The organism is Microbulbifer mixtoriginis (SeqCode) (assembly GCF_052467705.1).
The window spans coordinates 4785604-4809584 of sequence record NZ_CP174322.1; the positions used below are offsets into that span (position 1 = coordinate 4785604).

At 46.2% G+C, this 23981-nt stretch carries 18 protein-coding genes; 9 read left to right on the plus strand and 9 right to left on the minus strand.

Annotated elements, in window-relative coordinates; translation table 11 throughout:
* Positions 1-72 precede the first annotated feature (72 nt).
* On the plus strand, positions 73-1224 hold the full coding sequence (locus tag ACJJIB_RS20735) for an MBL fold metallo-hydrolase (RefSeq protein WP_444887431.1): 1152 nt from the start codon (positions 73-75) through the stop codon (positions 1222-1224).
* Between the two features lie 25 nt (positions 1225-1249).
* On the plus strand, positions 1250-1699 hold the full coding sequence (locus ACJJIB_RS20740) for a cupin domain-containing protein (RefSeq protein ID WP_252083650.1): 450 nt from the start codon (positions 1250-1252) through the stop codon (positions 1697-1699).
* Positions 1700-1807: 108 nt separating this feature from the next.
* On the opposite strand, the gene ACJJIB_RS20745 is transcribed toward ACJJIB_RS20740, so the two are convergent.
* Complete coding sequence (locus ACJJIB_RS20745) at positions 1808-2188, minus strand: VOC family protein (protein ID WP_252083651.1); 381 nt, start codon at positions 2186-2188, stop codon at positions 1808-1810.
* Positions 2189-2733: 545 nt separating this feature from the next.
* Here ACJJIB_RS20745 and ACJJIB_RS20750 point away from each other — a divergent pair.
* A complete protein-coding gene (locus ACJJIB_RS20750; RefSeq protein WP_444887432.1) occupies positions 2734-3174 on the plus strand; it encodes a DUF6326 family protein in 441 nt (146 codons plus the stop codon).
* Between the two features lie 722 nt (positions 3175-3896).
* On the opposite strand, the gene ACJJIB_RS20755 is transcribed toward ACJJIB_RS20750, so the two are convergent.
* The 3 genes from ACJJIB_RS20755 to ACJJIB_RS20765 form a co-directional block, all read right to left on the minus strand.
* Positions 3897-4877 carry an alpha/beta hydrolase gene (locus ACJJIB_RS20755; RefSeq protein ID WP_444887433.1) on the minus strand — a complete coding sequence of 327 codons (981 nt, stop codon included), beginning with the start codon at positions 4875-4877 and terminating at the stop codon, positions 3897-3899.
* A gap of 119 nt (positions 4878-4996) precedes the next feature.
* Entirely contained in the window at positions 4997-6061 is a 1065-nt protein-coding gene (gene fba / locus ACJJIB_RS20760) for a class II fructose-bisphosphate aldolase (protein ID WP_252083654.1), read from the minus strand.
* A gap of 88 nt (positions 6062-6149) precedes the next feature.
* Positions 6150-7313, minus strand: a complete 1164-nt coding sequence (locus ACJJIB_RS20765; RefSeq protein ID WP_444883037.1) for a phosphoglycerate kinase — start codon at positions 7311-7313, stop codon at positions 6150-6152.
* Positions 7314-7777: 464 nt separating this feature from the next.
* Between ACJJIB_RS20765 and ACJJIB_RS20770 the strand changes: the two genes are divergently transcribed.
* The 3 genes from ACJJIB_RS20770 to ACJJIB_RS20780 all read left to right on the plus strand — a co-directional run bounded on the left by ACJJIB_RS20770 (position 7778) and on the right by ACJJIB_RS20780 (position 13151).
* On the plus strand, positions 7778-8176 hold the full coding sequence (locus ACJJIB_RS20770) for a globin domain-containing protein (protein ID WP_444887434.1): 399 nt from the start codon (positions 7778-7780) through the stop codon (positions 8174-8176).
* A gap of 332 nt (positions 8177-8508) precedes the next feature.
* Positions 8509-11328, plus strand: coding sequence for a M16 family metallopeptidase (locus tag ACJJIB_RS20775; RefSeq protein WP_444887435.1), 2820 nt, complete (start codon positions 8509-8511; stop codon positions 11326-11328).
* A 320-nt stretch (positions 11329-11648) separates the two neighbouring features.
* Positions 11649-13151, plus strand: a complete 1503-nt coding sequence (locus ACJJIB_RS20780) for a S8 family serine peptidase (RefSeq protein ID WP_444887436.1) — start codon at positions 11649-11651, stop codon at positions 13149-13151.
* Positions 13152-13423: 272 nt separating this feature from the next.
* Here the strand turns inward: ACJJIB_RS20780 and ACJJIB_RS20785 are convergent, their stop codons facing one another.
* Positions 13424-14311: an SPFH domain-containing protein gene (locus tag ACJJIB_RS20785; protein ID WP_252083659.1), complete on the minus strand. Its 888-nt coding sequence runs from the start codon at positions 14309-14311 to the stop codon at positions 13424-13426.
* Positions 14312-14435: 124 nt separating this feature from the next.
* On the opposite strand from ACJJIB_RS20785, the gene ACJJIB_RS20790 reads away from it, so the two are divergent.
* Positions 14436-14666: a DUF350 domain-containing protein gene (locus ACJJIB_RS20790; protein ID WP_252083660.1), complete on the plus strand. Its 231-nt coding sequence runs from the start codon at positions 14436-14438 to the stop codon at positions 14664-14666.
* Between the two features lie 4 nt (positions 14667-14670).
* The gene (locus ACJJIB_RS20795) at positions 14671-15495 is read left to right on the plus strand and encodes a transglutaminase domain-containing protein (protein ID WP_444887437.1); all 825 of its coding nucleotides are present in this window, start codon (positions 14671-14673) and stop codon (positions 15493-15495) included.
* A gap of 55 nt (positions 15496-15550) precedes the next feature.
* On the opposite strand, the gene ACJJIB_RS20800 is transcribed toward ACJJIB_RS20795, so the two are convergent.
* The gene (locus ACJJIB_RS20800) at positions 15551-17944 is read right to left on the minus strand and encodes a zinc-dependent metalloprotease (protein WP_444887438.1); all 2394 of its coding nucleotides are present in this window, start codon (positions 17942-17944) and stop codon (positions 15551-15553) included.
* Between the two features lie 197 nt (positions 17945-18141).
* On the opposite strand from ACJJIB_RS20800, the gene ACJJIB_RS20805 reads away from it, so the two are divergent.
* Positions 18142-18918, plus strand: a complete 777-nt coding sequence (locus tag ACJJIB_RS20805; protein WP_444887439.1) for a DUF2884 family protein — start codon at positions 18142-18144, stop codon at positions 18916-18918.
* 316 nt (positions 18919-19234) lie between these two features.
* Here ACJJIB_RS20805 and ACJJIB_RS20810 read toward each other — a convergent pair whose 3' ends face one another.
* The 3 genes from ACJJIB_RS20810 to ACJJIB_RS20820 all read right to left on the minus strand — a co-directional run bounded on the left by ACJJIB_RS20810 (position 19235) and on the right by ACJJIB_RS20820 (position 23852).
* Entirely contained in the window at positions 19235-21130 is a 1896-nt protein-coding gene (locus tag ACJJIB_RS20810; protein WP_444887440.1) for a VCBS domain-containing protein, read from the minus strand.
* A 1379-nt stretch (positions 21131-22509) separates the two neighbouring features.
* A complete protein-coding gene (locus tag ACJJIB_RS20815; protein WP_444888952.1) occupies positions 22510-23445 on the minus strand; it encodes an alpha/beta fold hydrolase in 936 nt (311 codons plus the stop codon).
* Positions 23446-23510: 65 nt separating this feature from the next.
* Positions 23511-23852, minus strand: coding sequence for a hypothetical protein (locus tag ACJJIB_RS20820; RefSeq protein WP_444883045.1), 342 nt, complete (start codon positions 23850-23852; stop codon positions 23511-23513).
* Between the last annotated feature and the right edge of the window lie 129 nt (positions 23853-23981).

A 23981-nucleotide genomic window follows, 5' to 3' on the forward strand; every position in this document is an offset into this window, starting at 1 on the left:
TGAACAAAATGGAAGTTTTATAGATCCGGGCTTACTCTTGGTTTATCTCCAAGATCAACGATTGGCAAAAAAATGCTGAAAGTTTTCGCCAAACTTTTCCTGGCCATTCTACTCTTCTCAATTCTGTCTTCTCATTCGACAGCCAAACAACCTGAATCCCTTCGTCACTATCCTCCCTATGTGGAAGACGATGGCAAGATGCATATTTACTTCTGTGGCACCGGAACCCCGGACCCGGCCTATCAATGGCTGCGCCATCCTGCCTGTGTAGCAATACGCAGTAGTGGAAAATTATTCCTAGTTGATGCGGGTGAAGGTACGACAGCGCGTATCGGCCAGCTGGATCTTAACTTGGCTCAAGTGGACCCTATATTTATTACTCACTGGCACTCCGATCATTTTGGGGGGCTGGCAATGGTGATTAATGAATCCTGGTTTGTAGGCGCCAGCAAACCGATCAACGTTTATGGGCCCTATGGTATTTTCAACATTATGGAGGGGATCAGGAAGAGTTTTGGACCCGATATTCTCTTTAGATCAGCAAATAGACAAGGGATACTCGATCCCGTTTTAGCTGTTGCCACTCCACACCTAATAAATATTGCCGGAGATCAATCGGAAGTTATTCAGGAAGTCTGGCACCATGGAAACACTACGGTTTCTGTCTTTGCCGTACATCATGAACCCGTATTTCCAGCATTTGGCTATGAGATACGTTTCGGTCCTTGTAAAGTCATTATCACCGGAGATACCCATGTATTCGATGGCCTGGAAAATATTGAACGTGACGCGGATTTATTAATTTCTGAAGCCCTCAGCTATGCTCAATACATTAGTAAACTCAAGCAAACTGGGAACAATCGCAGGGCACGACTTCGCTATGAAAAAGCGGATCAAATCATTCATTATCACTCTAACACCCTGGATATTGCCAAAATGGCAACTAAAGCTGGAGTAAAATCTGTAGCTTTGACTCATCTTATTCCACCCCCGGTAACGGAAGCCGATAAAAAGGAATTTATTGCCGGCATGAGCAACTATTACACGGGCCCTATCAGAGTAATGGATGACTTAGATAAAATAACACTTGCAGATAGTGGACGCGGACAATGTAGGGTGGAGTATCCATCAGACAGCAAGAACAATAAAGCAAGTAAAAAACCCACAAATAAGCAAGACATACAACATAAGCAATCAACAGAAAATAGCGGCTCTCAACTCTAACCTGAAAATCATATGGAAACTCCTTATGAAGTCTCTTCAAACTATGATTCTTGTATCTGCTTGCCTAACACTTCCCTTAAGTGCTAAGGGAGAGGCAGATATTGGTGGTGTAACGTTCGAAAAATTAGTGGCTTCAAGCAAAGACTGGGAGGGGCATAAACTCCCTGAAATGAAACCGGGTCAACAAGAGCTAACTATTGTTCGCGTAAAAATCCCCCCAGGAAAGCAAATGCCAGTACACAAACATCCTGTTTTAAACGGTGTGTATATTGAGAAAGGCACGTTGACTATTGTTCTTCCTGGACAAAAAGAAACACTAACTCTCGGAGAGGGAAAAGCTTTTATTGAGGTCACCAATAAATGGCATTATGGTCGCAACGATGGTAGTGAACCAGTAACTATCATTCTTTTCTACTCTGGCCCTGAAGGGGAACCAACAACCATTTTCAAAAATCCAGAAGAAAAAATAAATTAAGGCAACATAAAAAATAAAATTTAATGGCTACTCACATTAGCCTGTCTCGTTAGCGCACCAAGAATCGCCAGCACACTTAAGGCTGGCGATTCTATCAAATCAGAAACTTTACCCCACCCGATGTAAGGCACAAATTTTATTTCCTGCAGGATCACGCAAATAGGCAATATACAATTTGCCAGCTACACCCTCACGTATTCCAGGAGGATCTTCACAAGCAACCCCGCCATTAGCAAGACCTGCTTGATGCCAAGCATCAGCTTCTTCAGTACTCTTTGCACTAAAACCTATAGTACCGCCATTGGCATGAGAAGCTACTTCCCCATCAATAGGCTTGGAAATAGCAAAGACACCGGTTTTAGTGAAGTAAAAGCAGCGACCTTTTTCATCAATAACACCTGGCTCATACCCCAGAGCACCTAAGACAGCATCATAAAATGCTTTAGACCGCTGAACATCATTAGCACCAACCATGATATGACTAAACATTACACCCTCCTGTTCAATAGTAAATGACAAGACAACCTGTAAGGTTATCTAGGTAGTAATAACTGAGTTCCTCTTACTCCACGTCTTCTCCAGTATGACTATCATCTACCCCGACTAAAAATTGGTCAACACTTTATCGCTGCATACTGCCATTCAACGCTCTCATTCAGCATTCCGTCAATCTCCAGATAGCAACACTAATAGCCTAAACATAAACTCTCGAACAAAAGGAGGCATAGAGGATAAATATTAATCAACTATCAGAAGATGAAGTTTAGATTAAATGCAAGAGGGGAAAAGTCGATATCAGCTGTTATAGGCAAAATGAAATCATATAGAGCAAGCGAAGACGAAGAATATGTGGGCTAATCTGAAAACACAATGTTAATGGCACCATCTAATAATTTCCTTATTGCATGATAATGCTCTATGTATAGGACTCAAATAACGTTTTTTAGGAAAACAAAATGACTCAAAGAAAGTATGCCAAGAATTGAAACCAACTCAAGTAAAGAAGCAGCCGTACATAAAGTCTAGAGGACATCATGAGTAACAAAAAAGAAACACGAAAAACCACAGTCAGTTTATCTGAACCTTATGTAAATGTGAAAATTAAAATATCTGCTTTGTGGGCCTCAATAGTATTTTGTTATATATATGGAGATTTCTTTGGACTGTTCAAGATAGGAAAAATTGAGAGAATTATAGAGGGATTTGGCCCATTCGGTGCAGTTACTCAAGGTTCACTGCTTTCAGTGGCGATAATAGTATCAATACCATGCATTATGGTTGCACTAACCTTAATGCTAAAGCCGAAGATTTGCCAATGGCTTAATATAATTGTTGCCACAATATTTATTATATTCTTGGGTGCCACAATGTTCATGTCATCATGGTACTTCTATTTTTATCTAGGCTTTATTGAATTCACTCTTAAGTTAGTAATTATTTGGCTGGCTTGGCAGTGGCCTAAAGAAGAAACATGATAATAAGCAGAATAATCAATAAGAACGCAAGATAGAAAATATAATTCCACCTCAAACTTTTCATACCTTGATTTCAACATGCTTGACCTGGACCAAAAATATCGATCCAGGTCAAGCAGGCAGAACCTTCATACAACCACCATCAACAAGCACTTTAACTATCACTAACATAGTTGTTTTTTCTCAAAAAAGGAAATCTCTTCAACCTTATATTTCACTTCAGATATTTTAGGGTTTACAAAATTTTCAGTGTAACTCCAAAAAACTTACTTTTTGAAAATTGACAACCCATTCAATTTTTTCAGAATTAAAATACACCTACAACGGGCCTTTTTGTTTAAGCCATAAGTTCCCAACAACAATCCATCATAATTTTTCAGCCATGGAATAGTGTCAGTAGACTGCAGACACCGCACAGGATTGTAAATACTTATGATCTTTCCTTGGGTGCCGAAATGAAGTACATAATACTTGGAAAGGGAAGGCAAATCATCTCTCTCGGCACTCCCCCTCAATTATTTTCTTACCCCTGTTCACCTCCCCAATTACCGGAGAAATCCTTTGATAAGAACCTCCATCTCTCTTTGAAAAAAGATAAGTCATGTAATGAAAGGCTCAATCAATAGAATTACCGAGCCCAATAAAGCCTCTCAAATTAATAATATGAGAAGATCAGAGGAAAATTAGCATAGATAAAATTGGGGAATGAGAGGCCTTTTAGCCTATCTATTTAACCAGTCATCCATAGCAGCCAGTATCTGATGCCTATAGGGCTGGGTTTCATTGATCATTTGGTGGCGGGCACCGCGAATTAATACTCGGTGGCAATGCGGAAAACGATCGCGAATTGCGCGCATATCATAGCGCCAATCCACCGTGCCATCACCGGTGCCCTGTACCACCAAGATCTTGCGTGGATTGCGTGCGCTTTTGGGGAAAGTCTTGATCCAATCCACCATGGCGCCGAGCCAACACATGGAAATTACCCTGGATTGCAGGGGGTCGCGCAGGGCCTGGCGCCGGGAGAATTCGGCATCGTGGGTATTAATCGTGAACTCTCGACTGGGTTCACTAATAAACAAGCGTCCAAGATAGTACTTCCATTTCACCAGAAGCCAATTGGCCGGGCGCACCAGAGGAGCCAACAGAAAAACCTTATCTAGTGGCTGTCTACGACTGTATTGCAAGTGCGCTAATAAGGCAGCACCACCAGTACTTTGCCCCAGGGCGTGCCAAGGCTTGGGTAGTTTCCCTTCGGCAACCGATAAAAGACGATCAAATACCTGGCGGTATTGCAGGAAAGTCTGAATAGCCACCCGCTCGCCGCTGGAGAGTCCGTGACCAGGAAAATCGAAAATCACCACATTGAGATTGCGCTCGAGGCCAAAACGAATCGCTGGTCCATAAATACCGGTATGATCGAAATAACCATGGCAGATAAACAAGGTACCGCGTGGTTTTTCAACCAGCCAATATTGGGACACCAGCTCAAAGCCCGCCGCAGTAAAAGTGCCGACACCGGTTTTATAGGAGAGAGGAAAATGTAAGTCGTAAAAATTTCGGTAATCTTGCATCTCAGTCAGCAACGGTGCCGTATCATTGGCAAAGTCCAGCTGCGGCAGCTTTTGCCGCAAAGCCGAGTAGTCCGGGCGCTGAATTACCGGGCTACTTTCGTAGGTGTTGATGTCTTGCAAGGTTTCCATTGAACCAATGGTACTGCATTTTCACTGGGTGGGAAGAGACAGGCTGAGTGAATAGTGACTTAAATATGAAAAAGGCGGACACAATGTCCGCCTTTCTTCACTGCAAAATAAGTAAGCGCTTACTTGATTTGCGGTTCCAAATCGCCAGCGGCATAACGCTCACTCATGGCATCGAGGCTGAGCGGACGAATCTTGCTGGCCTGACCGGCAGTACCGAAGGCTTCGTAACGCGCAACACAAATTTCCTTCATAGCTTGCATAGCAGCCTTGTAGAATTTGCGTGGATCAAATTCTGACGGGTTCTCGGCCAGGAAACGACGGGTGGCGCCGGTGGAGGCGAGACGCAGGTCAGTATCAATATTGACCTTACGCACACCGTGCTTGATGCCCTCGCAAATCTGCTCTACCGGCACACCGTAAGTTTCGGGGATTTCACCACCGAACTCATTGATTACCGCCAGCCACTCCTGAGGCACAGAGGAAGAACCGTGCATCACCAAGTGGGTGCCTGGGATACGCGCGTGGATTTCCTTGATACGGTCAATAGCAAGGATGTCACCAGTAGGCGGGCGGGTAAATTTATAGGCGCCGTGGCTGGTACCACAGGCGATTGCCAGGGCATCCACCTTAGTTTTTTGTACAAAGTCCGCAGCCTCTTCCGGGTCAGTCAGCAGCTGATCATGGGATAGCTTGCCCTCAGCACCAACACCGTCCTCTTCACCGGCCATACCGGTTTCCAGGGAACCCAGGCAACCCAGTTCACCCTCAACAGAAACACCACAGGCGTGTGCCATATCTACTGCGCGCTGAGTAACATCAACGTTGTATTCGTAGGAAGCCGGGGTTTTGCCGTCCTCACGCAGGGAGCCATCCATCATCACGGAGCTGAAACCCAGTTGGATAGAACGCTGGCACACTGCCGGACTGGTGCCGTGGTCCTGGTGCATTACCACTGGAATTTCCGGGAATTCCTCAATGGCGGCCAGGATCAGATGACGCAGGAAGGGCGCACCGGCGTATTTACGCGCACCGGCGGAGGCCTGCACGATTACTGGAGAGTCGGTTTCCTTTGCCGCCTCCATAATCGCGCGCATCTGTTCCAAATTGTTTACGTTGAAGGCCGGTACGCCGTAACCATGCTCGGCAGCGTGGTCCAGCAATTGGCGTAGGCTGATAAGAGCCATATTAAATTCCTTTCTCGTCTACTCGTCGTATTTGTAATTTTTTGCTTTTATTGCCTTCCACATTTAAGAGGAGGGCATTATTGGGTACTCAGCCTTCGCCGCGGGACTCCAGGATGGCTACCGCGGGCAGCTTCTTGCCTTCAACATATTCCAAGAAGGCACCACCGCCCGTGGAAATATAAGATACCTTATCGGCAATACCATATTTATCCACAGCCGCAAGGGTGTCGCCGCCGCCGGCAATAGAAAAGGCATCACTATCGGCAATGGCCTTAGACAGATGTTCAGTGCCAGCGCCAAACTGATCGAATTCGAATACGCCTACAGGACCATTCCAGATAATGGTTTTCGCGCCCTTAAGAATCTCCGCCAGCATTGCAGAAGATTGTGGACCAATATCAAAAATCATATCGTCTTCAGCCACGGCATCGGCGGCCTTGGTTTCCGCTACAGCTGCTTCGCTGAATTCCTTACCGGTCACAACATCAACGGGCACAGGAATATCGCACTTCTGCATCAAACTCTTGGCGGTATCCACCAAGTCGTGCTCACAGAGAGACTTGCCCACCGGCTTGCCGCTAGCGGCAAGGAAAGTATTGGCGATACCACCACCCACAATCAGCTGGTCTACTTTATCCGCCAGACTCTCCAATACGGTGAGCTTGGTAGACACTTTAGAACCACCCACTATCGCTACCAATGGGCGGGCTGGCTCGGCCAGTGCCTTCTCCAGAGCATCAAGTTCGGCTGCCAGTAATGGACCGGCGCAAGCGACTGGAGCAAACTTGGCCACACCGTGTGTGGAAGCCTGAGCGCGGTGCGCAGTGCCAAAGGCATCCATTACAAAAATATCGCAGAGTGACGCGTAAGCTTTAGCCAGCTCTTCGCTGTCTTTTTTCTCGCCGGCATTGAAACGCACGTTCTCCAGCAACGCCACATCGCCCTCAGCCAGCTCGACGCCATCGCGCCACTCTTTGATCAGGGCCACTTCGCGACCGAGTAGTTCACTTAAATGCGCAGCTACCGGAGCCAGGGAGAATTCATCCGCATACTCCCCCTCTGTAGGACGGCCCAAGTGGGACATCAGCAGTACTTTGGCACCAGCATCAATGGCGGCCTGGATAGTGGGAAGCGCCGCGCGAATACGGGCGTCAGAAGTTACCCGACCATCTTTCACCGGTACATTCAAGTCCTCGCGAATTAGTAGGCGCTTACCCGCAAGCTCCAGATCTGTCATCAATTTGACCGCCATTCGCCAATCCTCTTTTACTTCGATTAACTGAAAATGTGGGCGCGGAGTATATCAACTGCGCCGCACCACTGCCGACAGTTAAACAAGGAAAAACATGGCAGTTTTAATGTCAGAGCCAGAAAAGATCGAAATTCACTCTAAGCCTGTTTGGCAGAAGCACCTGTAGGCACCTAATGCCAAACTTATAGCCGCGCTCATATAAACTCCTAACTCCATACGCGAGCTAGGTATTTGGCAGAGAAGCTGCACGAAAGACTCAACTAGAATCTATGGCTTGAGAGATTCAGCCTCACCCTTACGACTCGCGTTCTCTTGCCTCTCTGCTCTGTAACCCATTGATGCAAAAGTTCTTTTCGCTGAAAAGCCACACCGCTAGAATCGCCGACCCCATCGAATAAGCACTACTACACAAGACCCGGCGTATACCACGGTAGCGGCGGGGCACATATGGAGATTTCTTACCTATGGAACAATCCGACAGCGATATAGTCTTTCAAAGTTACGGACGCTGCTGCAACAATGAGGAATTCTTTAAGGACTTTTACGATCGCTTTATGGGCAGCTCCGCGGACATTCGTAACCTGTTTGCCAATACAGATATGAAAGCCCAGCGGCATTTGTTGCGTAACGGCATTATGCAATTAGTGCTTTACTCCCGTGGTATGTCTGATACCAAACTGCGCGCCCTAGGTAAAAGCCACGACCGCACTGGCTATAATATTCGCCCAGAATGGTACCGCCTATGGCTTGATGCCCTGATAGCCACCCTACGCCAACATGACAAGGCGTTCTCCCCTGAGATCGAAGCGGCATGGAACCGTGCCATCACACCAGGAATCGATATCATTCGCCAAGCCTACTAAGTCATTAGGCTTTTTATTGGGAGCCACCTACGCGTAAAGCAGCGTATTTGCCAGGTGCTCCCTCGCCCGCTATAAGAACTCAGTAATAAAGCTCAATTCATCGTGCATCAATATAGGTCTACAGCAGACCCACTAACTCTTTAGATCGTATTGCACAGGTAACTGCTCCATGAACGAGTGTCGTATTTATGGAGAAAGCAGCAAACTATTAGCCAATTTGTTTTCAGAAAAAATTTTATAATAAGAAACTCATAAGAGACTCAGCGTTAATTGCCTGCTACTCAAAAGCGCCCCCAATACCGATTATTAGGATTATTCGACAAGGAAATACTATGAAAATTGTACGAAAGTACAGTGTACCCCTGACACTGATTCTGGCTATATCTGCCTGCGGAAAAGCACCAGAAAATAATAATCACGAACAAAACTCTCTCAGCTCAGCATTAACCTCCACAGCAAGTGCCACAGCTCCGCTTTCCATCAATTTCGAGAAATTTACCCTGCCGAATGGCCTGCGCGTTATCGTTCATGAAGATCGCAAAGCTCCCATTGTTTCCGTGGGAGTCTGGTATCACGTTGGTTCCAAGGATGAAAAACCTGGACGCACAGGTTTTGCCCATTTATTTGAGCACTTGATGTTCAGCGGCTCAGAAAATTACAACGACGAGTATTTCAAACCTTTTGAGCAGGCCGGTGCCACAGGAATGAACGGCACTACATGGCTAGACCGTACCAATTACTTTGAAACTGTACCGACCAACGCACTGGACATGGCCCTTTGGATGGAATCCGATCGAATGGGCCACTTACTGGGAGTGATTACCCAGGAAAAGCTCGATGAGCAACGCGGGGTGGTACAGAATGAAAAGCGCCAAGGGCAAAACCAACCCTACGGCAAAGTTTGGGAGCGTATGCAAAAAGCGATCTTTCCCGCCAATCATCCCTATTCCTGGACCACCATCGGCTCGATGGAAGACCTCAATGCCGCAACCCTTGAGGATGTGCATGAATGGTTCAAACAATACTATGGTGCAGCTAATACCGTATTGGTCCTAGCTGGCGATATCGACGTGGAAACGGCCAAGGCTAAAGTGAGCCACTACTTTGGCGATATCCCCGCCGGCCCTCCCCTAATAAAGAAAAAGGCCTGGATTGCAAAACGGGATCAATCCAGCCGCGAGCAAATGTTCGACCGCGTAGCCCAGCCCCGCCTGTATAAAGTCTGGAATACCCCCAACCTCACCCACGAAGACGCCAATGCTATTGCTCTGGCCGCAGCAGTGCTCGGTGACGGCAAGAATTCACGCCTGTATAAGCGTCTGGTTTACAAGGACCAAATCGCCACCAATATCAGCGTGGGCCTGCATGAATTCGAACTCTCCTCCATCTTCCCTATTACCGCAGACGTCAAGCCCGGTGTAGCGCCTGCTAAGGTGGAGGCCGCCATTGAGGAAGAGCTGGAGAAATTCCTTGCCGAAGGACCAACCGAGGAGGAGCTGGCCAGGGTAAATATGAGCGAATACGCCTCAATGGTGCGCAGCCTCGAGCAAGTCGGAGGCTGGAGCGGTAAAGGGGTACTCCTTGCCCGTGGCGAGCTCTATAAAAACAGCCCCAATGCCTATCTGGATGCACTGAGTGAGAAACAAAAAATCACCCCACAAAAGGTTCGTGAAGCTGCACAGAAATGGCTGTCCAGTGGTGATTACAATCTTGAGGTTCTGCCCTTCCCCGAATACAAAGCAACCAAAAGCGGGGCTGACCGCAGCAAACTACCTGAGACGGGCAATTTCCCCAGTGTACCCTTCCCCAAGTTACAAACAGCCGAGCTTTCTAACGGACTTAAAGTAGTCCTGGCTGAACGAAACTCTGTACCTGTCGTGGATCTACGCCTGCAGTTTGATGCCGGATATGCCGCAGATCAAGGCAACAAATTGGGCACATCCAGCTATGCGATGTCCATGCTGAAAGAGGGCACCAGCAAACTGGATGCACTGCAGATCAGTGCGAGAGAGGAAATACTGGGTGCTCATATTGGCGCAGGAGCCGACATCGACACTTCTACCGTGCGCCTCAATGCCTTGAAAACCAACTTAGATGACTCCCTAGCTCTATTCGCCGACATTGTTATGCACCCGGCTTTCTCAGAAGAGGAAATTGAACGTAAACGGTCGCGCTGGATCGCTGCTATTCAACAAGAAAAAACTCGTCCAGTACAAATGGCGTTACGCAGCTTACCGCCATTACTTTATGGAGAGGGCCATGCCTACGGCGTACCATTTACCGGTTCCGGTACAGAGACTTCTATAGAGTCATTAAATCGTGATGACTTGGTGGACTACCATAAAACTTGGCTGCGTCCAGACAATGCCACCCTAGTTGCTGTTGGTGATATCACCCTCGAGGTATTAACACAAAAATTGGAACAGCATTTTGCCGATTGGAGCGCACCAGAAAGTCCCCTGCCCCAGAAAAACCTTACACGAGTAGCACATCCTCAAAAAGCCAGTGTCTATCTAATTAACAAGCCTGACGCAGAACAAAGTATTATTATTGGCGGCTTGCTGGCGCCCTCCGAAAAGATTGCTGAGCGCGATGCGATGCATATGATGAATGATATTTTTGGCGGCACATTCACCGCTCGCCTAAATATGAACCTGCGCGAAGATAAGCATTGGGCTTATGGGGCTTATTCCTTTTTAACGGGAGCGAAAGGCCAGCAGCCATTAATGATCTATGCACCAGTACAAACAGATAAAACCAGAGAATCCCTGCTAGAACTGCAGACTGAGTTGCGCAGTTATATCAGCAACAAACCAGCTCAGGAAAAGGAGTTGCAAAAAGTAAAAAATAAAAGTGTCAATGAGTTACCAGGTAGCTTTGAAACCATTAAAGCTGTTTCCAGTGCAGTTTCGAGCATAATCACTTATGACCGACCTCTGGATTATATGGATAGCTATGCAGAAAAAATCCGCAATGTAAACCTTCAGGCAATACACAAATTGGCCCAGGACACTATCAAGCCAGATCAGTTTATCTGGGTGATTGTTGGTGATAAAAGCAAAATAGAAAACGGTATTCTTGAACTTAACATTGGTCAGATTATTGAACTCGACACCAATGGCAATCCGATAGAAAAAACAACCCTGAACTAGCCCCCTAATACTGACCAGGCACACAAAAGTGTGCCTGGCTTCTAATTCACACACCTTTAAAACTAAATTTAAATACTTAAGTATTATTTTTTATTTTTATACCCGCCGTAAAGAAACGTTTTCAAATGAAAACCTTTCAATGAAAAAACCGCCAATTTTTAACCAGCTATTAAAAATATATTTTTTTAAATAAAAAACACGTTTTTGATTCCTCAAAAACTAAAAGGTTGTTATTTTTCATGACGGGGAAAGGCGGGATTTGCTTCCCGTAAGGATTTCCTTTCCCCAAAAATAAAATAATATCTGTTAAGGAGTAACTCATGAAAAAGGCCCTTTCGATATTTGCCAGCGGCGCCCTGGCATTAAGCCTAGCGACATCTGCCACTGCCGAAGACAAGCGCTATATCGTTACATTCAAAGAAGGCAAGGGGGAGTCCGTCAGGTCTCTGGTTCAGCAAAACGGCGGCCGTAAAGCGCTTGACGTTCGCAACCATAATGCTATGGCTGCACACCTGCCGGCAAAAGCATTAATGGCACTACGCAGGAACCCCAATGTCGCCTTTATTGAAGAGGATCTGAAACGTTATCCACTGTCTCAGGAAGTACCTTACGGTATCCCTATGGTACAGGCAGACCAACTCAACGATTTACAAGCTGGCAACCGTACCGTATGTATCATTGATTCCGGTTACGACCTGGCCCACGAAGACCTGTCAGGCAATGCCGTTACTGGTAGCAACGATCCAGAGGGTACTGGCAACTGGTATGAAGATCAAAATGGCCATGGTACCCATGTAGCCGGCACTATTGCCGCCATGAATAATAACGCTGGCGTTGTGGGGGTAATGCCTAACAGCAATATCAATCTGCACATCGTCAAAGTATTTGGTGCTGATGGCTGGGCTTACTCTTCATCCCTGATTGCCGCTGCAGAAGATTGTGCAGCGAATGGTGCAAATGTAATTAATATGAGCCTCGGTGGTGACAGAGCTAGCTTCTTTGAGAGACGCGGTTTCGATAATCTCAATAAACGCGGCATTCTCTCAATTGCCGCCGCTGGTAATGATGGCAATACCCGCCATAGTTACCCGGCCTCTTACAACTCCGTTGTCTCCGTAGCAGCGATTGACAGCGGCAAAAACATCGCAGGTTTCTCCCAGCAAACCAACCAGGTTGAACTCGCCGGGCCTGGCGTGCAGGTATTGTCCTCCATCCCCACTGGCAGCGGCCAAGCAGCCACCCTGGAAGTAGCAGGGGCTGAAGTCGAAGCCGCAGCTATGACTGGTACTCCCATTGGGACGATTACCGGAGCCTTGGAAGATTGTGGTACCGCTGAATCTGCCTGCGTAAGCGCAGCAGGTAAAATCTGTTTAATTCAACGTGGCAATATCAGCTTTGCTGATAAAGTTCTGAACTGTGAAGCCGGTGGTGGTGTTGGAGCGATCATCTACAACAACGTACCCGGAATGCTTTACGGTACCCATGGTGGCGTGGAGACTCATATTCCTTCCGTAGGTATTTCCGATGCGGATGGCAGCGCTTTATTAACCCAGCTGGGTGCCAGTGCCACTATCGAGACCGAAGCACAGGATTACGCCTACTTTAATGGCACCTCCATGGCGACCCCACATGTCGCTGGTGTAGCTGCTCTAGTTTGGAGCCACTACCCGAACTGTAGCAATAGCGAAATTCGCACAGCCCTGCATGTTACCGCAGAGGACCTGGGTGATGCTGGCCGTGACAATGCCTATGGTTATGGCTTGGTTCAGGCCAAAGCCGCATTTGATTACCTGGCGGCCAATGGTTGCACCGGCTCCATGTAATTCTGATCAAACCTTCTCAGATGGGGGAGCTTATTGCTCCTCCTTTGGGAAGGATTCATCCTCTGATTAGAATTAGCAGTCAGCAGCTGAAATAATATGGCCTGTTATTGCAGGAACAGCCAAGTGTGCTCTGAGCTATAGCTTTCCAGAAATAGAAGCTCTAAATACTTACATAATGTTTAATATTTTATAAGTATCCAATTTCCCCAACAAAAATCTGCTCGCCAGGTTATAAAAGGCCAGAAGTTGCTTCTAGCCTTTATCTACAAACACTATTTACCAGCCACCTGCTTTACTTGATCATTAAGAACCGCGTGTTGCATGCCGATGGTCCCCAATGCCTCTACAGGCAAAAATACCTTGTTGTTTGACTCAGCCATTTTATCTAGGACTTCCAAGGTTCTATAAGCCAGATATTTATCCGTCACCGATTTGGCAAGCAGATCATTGACCTCTTTCTGTCCAATCGCTTTTTCACGGGCAATGGCACGATTCATTTTTTCCCTCTCCAAATCGCGCTCCATCTGTATCTTCTGAATCTGAAATTGAGCTTTTTCCTGCTCTATGAGTTCACGGCGTTCGGCCGCACGCTCTTTAGCCTGAGTAATGACCTTAGGAAATTGTATATCCGCCAGTCCCAAACGCTTAATCTCTATGGGTGTGCCTTTTAGGGCTTTGGATACCTCATTAAACAGCTCGTGGCTCAGAGACTCTCGGCTTGAAGCAATCTCATTGATGGAGTACTTGGCTACAACACGGCGTACCACATCTCTAATTACCGGCTGTGCATAAGTACCATAAACGCGATTTACCGAAATATTGTCATTGTCAGGCGGAATACGATCGAAAACACTATCGATAGCCTCTCTACTGATGGCACCGGTCATACGTACATCAAAGCTCATATTAAGCTGATCTTTGGGCATAAAGACTTTAAATTTTTCCAAATGACCAAAGTCTGCAATTGTCATTGTGACCAACTTGTCACAATAAAACATACACATATCCAAGCGAAATTTGGAAGGCGGTACCACTTCGGGCTTGTAGCCACTCTCCGTTAACACCTTGCCAACATGTGCAGGCGGCACTTCTACCCGCTCACCACAAGCGGACAACATAAAAAGGGAAGCCGCCAGGCCCGCAACTGAAACAAAACGCATTTTCAACACCAATCAATAAAAAAAATAAGATATTGCATTTACTCACATACAGCAAGACAGAGAAATTAAGTGAAAGATGTTACAATCGATAAAAATTTAAATCTGATTTATCGAAATAAAAAATATGCAATTAGAATTTATAACCGCAACACTATTTAATCTCGGCATCAACCTAATCTACACAGTTTTGGCTCTTTTTATTGGAATAATCGCCTTAATAACAATCGACAAAAAACTGCTACGTACAGTAGACATCGAAGGTGAATTGAAAAATGGCAATATCGCAGTTTCTATCTTTGCGTCCACAATTCTGATTTTTGTTGCCATCATTATTTCTTTCGGATTGAAAGGGTAAAAACGTGTATAAATGGATTGTCCCCTTGCTTATTTTCTCTGTGCTGTTAATACTGCCAGAAATTCTACGCAATACAATTCAAGAGCCTGAATTAAAACCTTCGTCGAAGCAGCCCCTCAATTCAGCAAGTAGGGCCTATGGTTCTACTAACGCTGACACCATAGATCGCCAAAATGGGGTGGTAAGAGTAGTGGGTACCAGCTATCCACTATCGGAAGAAACAATCCAACAGGTAGTGGCCAAGCGTTCTCTTGAGGAGAGCGCACAGGTTGCCATCTGGAACTGGCAAGGGCTGGAGGCAGTCACAGCTACTGCAAGAGGGCTGGATAAACAGCACCATTTTGCCAATAGCTACCTGGTGGGCTTCAAGCCTTTCCAAACCCGCGAGCTTTGGGTACCGCTATATACTTTGGCGATGCAAAAGGAGTATCAGTACGACCATCTGCAATATGCCGGACTTTCCGATATCTGGCAGACATCCCGTCAGGCTTATTATCAAAAGCGCGGCGACTGCGAAGATCATGCCATCTTACTGGCCGACTGGCTGATTGAGCTGGGCGTGGACGCGCGAGTAGCACTGGGGACACACAAAGGCCAGGGACACGCCTGGGTAGTTGCCATCTTGGATGGCCAGGAGTACCTACTGGAAGCCACCAGCAAGCGGCGTCAGACCAGCTGGCAAGCGATGCCATTGGCAGCCCTGGCAGAAGGTTATGAAGTAGAGTTCCAGTTTAACCGCCATTTCTTCTGGGCAAAACGCAATTCCACCTCTACGAGAAAGTATCGCGGCAGTCACTGGATAAAAAAATCTCAGTTCATTCGCAGCTGATCTTGCCTGGGATCACCCGGTAATTATTCCGGGTGAATCTCAATCGTGACAAGACTCAGATTGGTGAGCCCGGTGGCATCGCTTTAATATCCCCGGCTTTTACTTCAAGTTCACCGCGCATAAAAGATTCAATGCGTTTGGCTTGGAAATAATAATGGGCATTGTATCCCTGCGAATCATCACCAAATAATTTTTTCTGTCCAAGCGCCAGTTGGAATTTTGCCAGCTGTAATTGTGCCTTGGCTCGTATCGATTCAGCGGCAGTGCGATCACTAGCAAGCAGCATCAGCTTCTGGATATATACATGGTTGATACGCTGGTGAATTGACGCGTGTAAACCGGAATACTGTTCATTATTTAGAGCTCCCGTCGTAAGCCTCTCTAATAGGCTATCGAATGCGGGAATTTCACTACTACGTGCATTCTGCTGATCCATACGTGCCGCCCGCTGTGGGTCCATCAGGATCGACAGGGTGTGACCCGCTGCTGCTTCGGCCAAAGCCACTGCGTCGAAGGCGACTCCGGTGTGAGAGGGGAAACTCTCCCTGGTGCGTTCATAACCATAGGATTTGGGGGGAATTAGCTGAAGAACCTGTTCTGACAATGCCAGAAATTCTGGCGACAGAGTTTCAACTAGCGCATCCATGGCTTGCTGTTGGCGCTCAGCCGGTACTAGCGTGTAGCTATTCTGCTCAGCGCCGTTATATAAGTAATCGTAATCCAGCCCACCAATCAACTTGCCCACAGCTTCGGCCTGATAGCGATGCCCGTAGTAAACTGGCACCAGGGTCTCCTCCAGATCAGAGCGAGGCGCGGATTTGGGATTTGCCGCGCGAGAGAAATTATCCAGAGCATGGCGGCGCAGCTCGGTCAAACGGCTGAACTCTTCCAGGGGATCCCTACCGTTATCCCATAAATGAGAGGCTGCATGAGCATTGTTTATCGCGCGGGAATCGGGGTCAGAAATAAAGCGCAGCTTTTGCTTCTCCGCTTCTTCGATGATGCTATCCAGATAGGACTGTTCCTCCCCGCTGTTTCCGTATCCATAGCGAATTGCTAACTTATCCCAATCGCCAATACCAGTGGCATATGCCTCGGAGAAATCCAGCTCGGTGCCCAACAGGGCAATCAACGGCGCCGGATAATCCATCACGGAAGCGCGCTCTACGGCACTCGCGGCAAAATTATGCGCAAGACCCAGGGTATGCCCCACTTCGTGAGCAGACAGCTGACGAATTCGAGCTAACGCCATCGCCTGCAAGGCCTGGGTATTAGCAGATATATCGGAATAGGGCTGCAAAAGCCCTTGGGCGATTAAAAAGTCCTGGCGTACACGCAGGGAGCCCAGAGTTACATTACCCTTGAGGATCTCGCCGGTACGGGGGTCAAAAACAGAATATCCATAGGACCAACCGCGGGTGGAGCGGTGTACCCAATTGATCACGTTGTAACGCACATCCAGCGGGTCTACACCTTCCGGCAAGATTTCCACGCGGAAGGCATCCTTATAACCGGCTGCAGTAAAAGCCTGGTTCCACCAACCGGCTCCCTCTACCAACGCGCTGCGCACGGGTTCTGGCACACCGGAGTCCACGTAATAAACAATAGGCTCAACCACTTCATCACTACCCGGTTTTTTCTCCAGGCGGTGCCGGTAGATAAGGCGCTGATCCAGAGGCTGGTCAATTGCCGTAGCGTAATCACGGAAAGTGAAGGGGAAATAACCGCTGCGGCTGTGAAATACCCGCGGCTGGTACTGTTTATCAGGAAGCTCTATTAGAGAGATATGCTGACGCAGCGAAACCAGAGTGGGGGTTGGCACCACTTCACGTAAATACTTACCAGGCTTGCTACCAGAAAAAGTCAGTTGAGCCTCAAATTCACTGTTCTTGGGGAAATTTTTGGTGCGAGGCAAGTAGATTGCGGACTTGGACTTATCCACAGAGTAATTTCCTTGCTCCGCCTGTTTCAAGCGAGCACTAATACCGTGCTGATCGCTGAGCAGGAAAGGGGTAAAGTCCACCAGGGCAACGCCATCCTCCTGTGCCAAGGTTTCAAAACCCCAGAGCACAGAAGAGGCAAAAGCCTCCTCCACCGCGCGGCGTTCTGCCAGGTTTTCTGATTCAGCACGATAGTTGGCGTTCACTTGGTGCATTAGCACCTTGTTACCCACACGTTGGAACTTAACCAAACGGCTCTCGCCTATCTGATTGCGGTCCAGACCCACAGGGTTGGATCCAAGCCCCTGGGCCAGACCGGTGAGAAGCAGCAGTTCACGCTCAAACTCATTAATCTGCAACAGCACCCGACCGCTGTTTTCATCCCAATAGAAATCGTGATAACCACTGTACTTGCGCATATCCGCCGTGTACTCGGCGATATCCCCAGACCGAGCCACTGTGCTTAACAACACTAAGCACAGAGCCATCAACTGCCTGCTGAATGACATTTGCCATCCCCCAATTCTTAATTATTTAGAGCCAATACCCTGCAGCACCATCACCGCATTGAACCGCGGCCTAGGGTAGCACTTAGAGAAGTCCCGATCTGTATAAAAAATAACCTACAATTTTTTTCCTATTCTCTGCATCTATTCACAGCCCCTACCTCGTCTCAATGGGAAAGGTACAATACAGAGATATAAATATGTGGAAGCCACTTGCGATATCAGCCCTGATCAGCCTGGGTGGAGCCAGCCAAGTTATGGCACTTGAGTCCATTCATATCGATACTGACAACTGTGAGTCCACCCTGGATTACACCGTAAAAGTGGGGTCCGATTTTTTCGAAATACACGAGGATAGCGATAAGCAGCAATTGGTGTCTTTTCACTCACCTGCACAGCTAATAGTAAATGGAGACATGATCACCCTGGATGATCAACAACAAGAGCTGTTACAGGAATATCGCCAAAAACTGCATGCAGCCGGCCGTGATACCTTGCTAGTCACTTTAGAGGCCGTAGATATCGCTATGGATGGCTTATCTATTGCTATTAGCGCCCTGGCCGGGCCAGATCATCCAGAAAATCAGGAGCTTAAGCAGTTCTCTGCAGATTTAATCCAGCGCACCGAAGATCGTCTCAATCGCGAGGGAGAAATCTACTATCTCGGCGATACTGAGATTGGTAACTTTATCGACGAGACGATTTCCAAAGAATTTGAGCCCCGCATCGAACGCTTGGCCAAGGATGCCGCAGGAACTATTGCCTGGCACGCACTCAAGGCAGCCTTCACTGGCGGTCAGAGTATTGAGGAGCGTGTTACCGAGGAAGCGGAAGAACTACTGGAACAACGCGCTGAGCAAATTGAACACACTGCGGAGCAGCTATGTGCTTCCCTGCAATCCATCGACCGACTGGAATCAAAAATTCACCTGACAGTGCCCGCATTGGGTGATTACGACTTGGTTAAAATAAAATAATTCTACCTCTTTTATCCCCCCAAACCTGGCCGCTATGCGGCCCTTTTTTATCTAAGGAAAACTCCCTCGATTTGCTATAAAAAGCAAAGACCATCCTCATCTAATGAGGAAGCACTTGAAAATATTCTGTAGGTAAATCCAACTTGAACATCCCATTAAAATTATTTTTTATGCAATAACCAGTCAACACTCAACAGTAAAAATATAAAAGTACTATTAAGCCAGTAAAATTTTTAAGCAATTATGAATTGAGAGCTTGAACTCCACCATATATTGGCTTCCCCCGCCCTCAAATCATATTAACTTTTACTCTTCACTAATTTGAATTAGTACTTACATCCAAATAAGCAGGCAAGCCTTCCTGACCAGCATGGTCTACCGCAATGATTTTATATCGATAAGTAGCATCCTGCTCCACATCAGAATCCCTATAGGATAATTGACGCGTTTTATCTATAAGTTCCTCTCCACGAAAGATATTATAATGATGCACACCACCATTCCTGATGGTTTCATTCCAGGACAAATTTACCTGCCAATCAGAGACCGTATATTTGAACCCCGTAACTTGAGCGGGTGGAGGATGGTTACCATAATTACAGGGTACTATATCCCTACCTAAGCCATCGGTACATTGATCAATATTCTTATTTTTCTTCTCAGAAGCATTCCAGTTTTTGGCTATTCCTCCGGTACACATATTGTCTACACAGAAAGGAAGGTCATAATTAAGACACGTCCTGCAAGTTTTAAATCCATATCCATCAGTGAAAGGAATATCACCTTTATTCAACGAAGGAAAGTAATTACAGACCAGCACATGTGCGCCATCGTTGTAGGCAGGATTATTAGAACCAACAATACTATCGCATTCCGCTACAGCACAGCCTACATAGCGGGTTTCTCCATGGCATACCTGAGCCCAATGTCCGCATGTTTCATCATGACAAAATTTCATATCCCAATCATAAGAATTACTTTCAGCGTACCAGGATTCAACTGAACCAGCCCATGTTTCAGCGCTATATTGCGATGCCGGCGGATTAAAAATATTGATTGAAACATTCTCTCCAATTTCAATATTACCTGCAGGCAACACAAAGGAAACTTCATCTTTAACTTTATCGAAAGATTGCCTAATTCCCTCCGCTTCATTGAAGTGTCCAAAATAACACGCAGAAGCTCTCTCCTTCGCCATCTTGGCCAAAGCCTCATCCCAGAAAAGTGTCTGCATATTACCGGAACTCTCTGGGCCGTTACCCTCTCCAGCTTCTCCCATAGCACACCTTTGGCGATACTCATTGTGGGTATCCAGCATTACGCGCTTTTGTTCCAAAGAGAGCTCAAAGGATCCATTGCCATTAGGGTCAACAGTAACAACAGAAAAATTAACAGATTTTTCAGCACCATCAGTTAATGTGAAAGTGACGGTATCTGTGACCGCATCCCCTGAACTGAGACTCTGCGCTGTGTCATTCAAGGTATATTTCCAGTCACCGACGTCGGTAATACTAAAATCACCATAATTCCCAGCAATGCTACTCTCAACAAATCCTGGGGTATTGCTGTCGACATCTATGATTTTCAGAGTACCCTTGGCTTCTTCACTGCTCCCCACGAGTAAAGTAGCAAGAGGGGATTCAGGGCTAAAAGTGTAAGCATCATCCGCACCTGTCACCTGAATAGTAATTAATGTGATGTCATCACCTATTCCAACACCAACCATAAATTCATCAATTACCAATTCATCAGCGCTCAAGGGGTCAGCCAGGCCCGCATCCAGGGTATAGCTCCAGGTACCATCAAGAGAAACATCAAGCAGACCGTATTTTCCCCATTCGTTAAGCCTTCCAAAAGTTTGCTCGGCATCAACGCTATCAATCAACTTGCCAGAGGTAGACGTCTCATTATCCTCGCTAACGCTACCTTCACCGCCACTAATAGTATCGGGGCTAGGGTCGGGATCGGGATCGGGATCGGGATCGGGATCGGGATCGGGATCAGGATCAGGATCAGGATCAGGATCAGGATCAGGATCAGGATCAGGATCAGGATCGGGATCGGGATCGGGATCAGAGGTCCCACTGCCATTATTATCAATAATCCCAGGATTATTATCTTTCTCACTATCAGAGCTGCCTCCGCCCCCCCCACAGGCAACCAGAAATGCGGATAAAGAAATAGCTGTGATCAGCTTAAATAGCTCACTCATATCAGTCTCGGTGAATATAGTTGTGCTTGGTATAAATCCCGGCGGATTATATTAATGATGGCCCTCTATTCTGTGAAATCTATTAGATATTATTGTTTCAATATTGGTTTAACTTTGTTTCCAATTAACGAACAATAGAAAAAGATAAATCACATGAACGAGAAAAAAGAACGCTGCTTAATAGAGATCCCACCCACACATCTTACTCATCAAATGCACACCTTTAAAAAAATATAAATAGATAGAAAACTTTTAGCTTTTAATTAAACCCTTCAACTTATAAACTCATTTGGTATACAGATATCATATAAATTTCAAAGAGCTTTCACTTTCAAAAAGAAAACAAAAACGATACATGCTCACATTATAAAGAGAGCTTAGACCTCACAAAAAATTGGCACTTATTTACATTTAACTTACTTAACCTAAGGCAAGTACTTTCTCAATTTATTCAGGGAGCATATCCAGACAACCAGAAGGTCTCTCTTATCCAGCATGGTCTACAGCAATTATTCTGTAGCGACAGTTTATATTATTTCGCTTTTAAATCACTGTAACTTAGACGGCGAGTTCTGCCAGGAAATCCTCATCATGAAATATCTTATAGTGATGCACACCACCATTCTTGATACATTAAATCCAGGGTAAATTATCTTATTGTCAGTTAAACTATATTTAAATTCAGTCACTTGTAGTGATGATCTCCAAGAGTTATAAATAATCCAAGGCACAATACCTCCATCCAAACCATCGCCACATTGATCTACAGACTTATTTTTTTCTGAAATATTGCAATCTCTGACCCCCCCCCTGTATACATATTGTCAACGCAAGAGCAAACAGCATAATTGTGGCAGGATTTACAATCTTCATATCTCCAGCCATTAGCGAATGGGATACAATGTTTTTATCTAATAAGGGAAAATAATTACATACCACAACATGTGCGCCATTGTTATAGGCAGAATCACTAGAAACAATAATATTATCGCCTTCCGCCACAGTATAGCCCGCATAGCGAATTCCCCCATGACAAAGCGGGATCTAATGACCACGCGTCTCCGCATGACAAAATTCACTATCCCAAACATATCCATAGCTTTCATAGCACCAATACTTTACTGAGCCAATCCAAGTCTTGGGCCATATTGCGATGGGGGAAAATTAATAGGATTAACTGAAGAACTTTCTCCAATTCCAACATTGCCAGCATCTAGTATAAATATATTTCACCTTTAACTTTTTATTTATTCTTATCAAAAACTGAACTTCGGCAGGCAAACAATCCAAGTGGATATTTAATCTACCATTAAAATAAATATAAATTCCAGGTAGGCACCCACTAAATTTTTTGTTGTTTTTCACTTTAGCAAAAATCACTACAACCCTTTGATAAATTTAATTGCATCATCGGCACTGGTTTTTGCATTTTCAACATGAACCATATGCCCAATATTTTCATAAGCTATCAATTGACTGCCAGATATTTTACCTGAAAAATAGCGACCCACCTCCAAGGGAATAATGTGGTCATCCGCACCCCAAATAAACAGAGTGGGAGTCTTGATATTTTCAAGACCGTTAAGTGGTTGAAAATTTACAGTGGCATTAGCCACCAAATTAAGAACTGTTCCCCGGTTTTTTTTATAACGGGAGAGGAGGTAGATACGTTCCACCATTTTTTCAGGCAGCGCCGCTGGGTTGTAGAAAAACCGTGCTTTTAACATTCTTCTAAGCAACCCACGGCTACCCAGATGAGAGACAAAGCGTCGCCCCCAGTGACTAAGTACAAATCGTGCCATAGCCGGAGGCATTTCCAACCCCTTGCCACATTGGTAACCACCCGGTGCAATCAAGATGGCAGCCTCTGCAGCATCGGGATGTTCAATCAGGTATCGCAATACTGCGTTGCCTCCAAAGGAGTGGCCAACCAACACAAACTTTTCTAAGCCCATTGCCTCAATGAAGCGCCCGATAAAATCCGCCAGGTGTTTGGGGGTATAGGTGCCCCCCGGCAAGGGATCTGTGAGCCCATGGCCAGGGAGATCCACCAATATCAGGTGGTAATCCCTAGCCAAAACTTTTGCCCACTCCCCCCAACCCCCTAAGGAATCACCACCACCGTGAAAGCACAACAGCAACGGACGCCCCTCCCTGCCAACTTCCCGATAATTCACCGAGAAACCATCGGCAAAAGCCAACTGGTTGTAGGAAAAATTGGACAATTCATTACGGTTCAGATTTGGGCTAAAAAAAGCGATCCCCAGTAACCAGACAAAAATCAGTAAAAGTATTAAAACAATCCAGAATGTCATACTCACGACAGGGTCTCCCTGGCCCGTGCTGCTTGTCTATAAAAACGGTGTGATCTGATAAAGGATCAATTCATCGAAGTGAAAGTCAGTCCTCTAAGACTGGTCGAAGCAACAGCCACATAAAAGTGCATCAATAAAATCATAAATAGGCCGCCGGCCAGGGTAAGCCAAAACCGGTTATAGCCCAGACGACGCATAGACAGAAACCAGGCGCCAAGATTTAATAACTGCAATACTGCAGATAAGCCAGCCAGCAGTGCCGCTTCGGTATAGGCCAACCAATTGAGATTAAATGCAAGAGAGGGAGCCTGAATAATCACCGCTGCGGCCCCCAGTAAGGCTGCAGCCAAGCCAACATTGCGCACCGAATCGAAGGTGATTTCCAGTGCTCTAGGGTAATCGCTCATCTGCTCCATGCGCCAATGTTCTCAGTTCAGCCCACTTTAAAATTCATGGGCCAACCAGAAGGATAGACTGCATTCAGCAGTGGAGTTCTGAATCCTCTAGGGAAAACGAGCACAGCGCTTAGTCAGTAT

Excerpts from the sequence above, each read along its gene's own strand:
- ACJJIB_RS20770 (WP_444887434.1), top strand. The coding sequence starts at position 7,778 with ATGGAACAATCCGACAGCGATATAGTCTTTCAAAGTTACGGACGCTGC.
- ACJJIB_RS20775 (WP_444887435.1), top strand. The coding sequence starts at position 8,509 with ATGAAAATTGTACGAAAGTACAGTGTACCCCTGACACTGATTCTGGCT.
- ACJJIB_RS20805 (WP_444887439.1), top strand. The coding sequence starts at position 18,142 with ATGTGGAAGCCACTTGCGATATCAGCCCTGATCAGCCTGGGTGGAGCC.
- ACJJIB_RS20735 (WP_444887431.1), top strand. The coding sequence starts at position 73 with ATGCTGAAAGTTTTCGCCAAACTTTTCCTGGCCATTCTACTCTTCTCA.
- ACJJIB_RS20750 (WP_444887432.1), top strand. The coding sequence starts at position 2,734 with ATGAGTAACAAAAAAGAAACACGAAAAACCACAGTCAGTTTATCTGAA.
- ACJJIB_RS20785 (WP_252083659.1), bottom strand. The coding sequence starts at position 14,311 with ATGCGTTTTGTTTCAGTTGCGGGCCTGGCGGCTTCCCTTTTTATGTTG.
- ACJJIB_RS20810 (WP_444887440.1), bottom strand. The coding sequence starts at position 21,130 with ATGAGTGAGCTATTTAAGCTGATCACAGCTATTTCTTTATCCGCATTT.
- ACJJIB_RS20790 (WP_252083660.1), top strand. The coding sequence starts at position 14,436 with ATGCAATTAGAATTTATAACCGCAACACTATTTAATCTCGGCATCAAC.
- ACJJIB_RS20740 (WP_252083650.1), top strand. The coding sequence starts at position 1,250 with ATGAAGTCTCTTCAAACTATGATTCTTGTATCTGCTTGCCTAACACTT.
- ACJJIB_RS20755 (WP_444887433.1), bottom strand. The coding sequence starts at position 4,877 with ATGGAAACCTTGCAAGACATCAACACCTACGAAAGTAGCCCGGTAATT.
- ACJJIB_RS20745 (WP_252083651.1), bottom strand. The coding sequence starts at position 2,188 with ATGTTTAGTCATATCATGGTTGGTGCTAATGATGTTCAGCGGTCTAAA.
- ACJJIB_RS20820 (WP_444883045.1), bottom strand. The coding sequence starts at position 23,852 with ATGAGCGATTACCCTAGAGCACTGGAAATCACCTTCGATTCGGTGCGC.
- ACJJIB_RS20765 (WP_444883037.1), bottom strand. The coding sequence starts at position 7,313 with ATGGCGGTCAAATTGATGACAGATCTGGAGCTTGCGGGTAAGCGCCTA.
- ACJJIB_RS20815 (WP_444888952.1), bottom strand. The coding sequence starts at position 23,445 with ATGACATTCTGGATTGTTTTAATACTTTTACTGATTTTTGTCTGGTTA.
- fba (WP_252083654.1), bottom strand. The coding sequence starts at position 6,061 with ATGGCTCTTATCAGCCTACGCCAATTGCTGGACCACGCTGCCGAGCAT.
- ACJJIB_RS20780 (WP_444887436.1), top strand. The coding sequence starts at position 11,649 with ATGAAAAAGGCCCTTTCGATATTTGCCAGCGGCGCCCTGGCATTAAGC.
- ACJJIB_RS20800 (WP_444887438.1), bottom strand. The coding sequence starts at position 17,944 with ATGTCATTCAGCAGGCAGTTGATGGCTCTGTGCTTAGTGTTGTTAAGC.